Raw genomic sequence first — 1,989 nt, forward strand, 5'->3', positions numbered from 1 at the left:
ATACGCGCCTGCGCTACACTCTGTCTGCATCGGGTTTTCTTATAGCTTACGAAAATTTCTTTTGTGCAAAACAGACTTTTTCATAATCTAGCCCGATGTACAACCCTTCCGTGAGAAATCCGCGTCGAACCTTTCGATCGAGTCGTGCGCCTGTGTGATTTCATTGAGTTCATCGCCGGCGCCTGGCATCTGCGCCGGATTGCCCAAAGCGTCGGCGGCAAGGTGGTTCTTGGCGCTCATGGGGTTTTCCCCGGTCCAAATGGAAGCACTAGGGAGTGATTGTATGATAGGATCCTTGGCAGTTGCACCTCACTCAGTGCCAGCAAAATCCATCCCCGTGGGCAGAAATCTGGCACGAATGCTTACGACCGAACACGCCAGGGTAACATCCCCGCAATCATGCCGAAGCTCATCGTCCTCGCCGACGCACTGCTCCGTAAAGATCGTCTCTGGAGACCAAAAGCCGCTTGATCACAACGGATACTCTCTCGACTATGCAGTATCTCTCGACGAACTGCCGCTGTCGTCGTGGTACTTCCGTCGTGAACCTAGTCCATTCCGGCGAAAAGATAGCACCGTCAAAATCCGAGACTAAACACTTTGCTCATTTCGTTCGAAATAATTCGATCGTTTGGTTTTCATCTGCCATTATCTGTGAACCCTTTTTTTGAATCCGTTAGAATGATCGCTAACGTTACAGTCAAGATGGCTAATACCGCCCATGGCAGTGTGCGAACACCGAATCCGATCAGCATAAGACCACCCAGTGCGCCGCCACTCGCGATTGCAGCATTCCACACGGTGACGATCATCGACTGTGCCAGATCAGCAGCCGTGCCAGCAGCACGCGCTGATGCAGTTTGGAACAAGGTCGCGGCACCTCCAAATGACAACCCCCACAGTAATATTGCGAATGTAACAGCTACACTGCTGCCATAGCCTAATCCCATAATGAAAGAGGAAACCGCGAACAGAATGATGCTTACAATCGTGAGACTACGTAGTTTTCGATCAATGTATGACCCGACAATCCAAATTCCAAAAATTGAGCTGAGGCCGAACCCAAACAGCGCTAAATCAATGTGATTCCCGAGATCGGAGAGTGCCGCGAATGGAACAATGTAAGTGTATATTATGTTATGGGAGAGAACAAACAGAAGAGTTGTCGCCAATATTCTTGCGACGCCGGGGACTGATATTACCTCATATATACGCATTTTAAGTCGTTCGTCTTCTCCTTGAAAATTAGGCAGAACAGCGGCGACCCAAACAACGAGCGCAACGGTAAGAGCAGATAGAAGCCCAAACGTTACACGCCATCCAAGCACGATCCCTCCCAGCGTGCCCAGAGGGATTCCAAACGAAAGAGCAAGTGGAGTACCTACCATAGCGAGTGCAATCGCCCGCCCTTGCATGCTTTTAGGAACCATTCGGCTCGCGTATCCAGCGAGGAGAGCCCAAAGCAACCCAGCAGATATGCCAGCAAGCAGCCGTGCAACGAGCGTAATTGCATAAGAGTACGATATCGCCGTCACCGTATTGGATACAAGAAACCCCAATACAGCCGACAAAAGAACCGTTTTCCTGCTCCACGTCTGAGTCAAAGATGTTAAAGGTATTGCCGCAATCATTGATCCGATGGCGTATATCGTTACGAGTTGTCCGACTGCAGCGCCAGAAACGTGTAAGCCTTGCCCTATTTGCGGGAGGAGGCCGGCAGGTACGCCTCCGTCAAGATCGTAATAAATCCAGCGCATGCCAGCGCCAGTAGTTTTCCTTTCGGCAGTTCGTGAGCGCGACGTCGGAGATCTTGAACCTCGTCTCGTGGTTCATCGATACACAACTGACTCATTGTTATACCCTTTCGCTGAGAAGTTTATTTCGGGGCGACCTAGCGATTAAGAGCCTGATCCGAAAGTTTTTCAGCACTGACAATGCCTTGCGGTTCTGCGGGTCAGCATGCGGATTGAGGCGATCAAAGTCCACGCT

The 1,989-nt window shown here is 50.6% G+C and carries 2 protein-coding genes; both read right to left on the reverse strand.

All coding sequences use genetic code 11. From position 1 onward, the window contains the following. Positions 1-87: 87 nt before the first annotated feature. Positions 88-240 (reverse strand): hypothetical protein, encoded by a 153-nt coding sequence (locus FKW31_RS16090; RefSeq protein WP_156100441.1) that lies wholly within the window; start codon positions 238-240, stop codon positions 88-90. Positions 241-638: 398 nt separating this feature from the next. After that, on the reverse strand, positions 639-1,757 hold the full coding sequence (locus tag FKW31_RS13760; protein WP_197051019.1) for an MFS transporter: 1,119 nt from the start codon (positions 1,755-1,757) through the stop codon (positions 639-641). Between the last annotated feature and the right edge of the window lie 232 nt (positions 1,758-1,989).

Origin of the sequence: Acetobacter sp. DmW_136, assembly GCF_008690365.1 — a bacterium.
GTDB lineage: Bacteria > Pseudomonadota > Alphaproteobacteria > Acetobacterales > Acetobacteraceae > Acetobacter > Acetobacter oryzifermentans.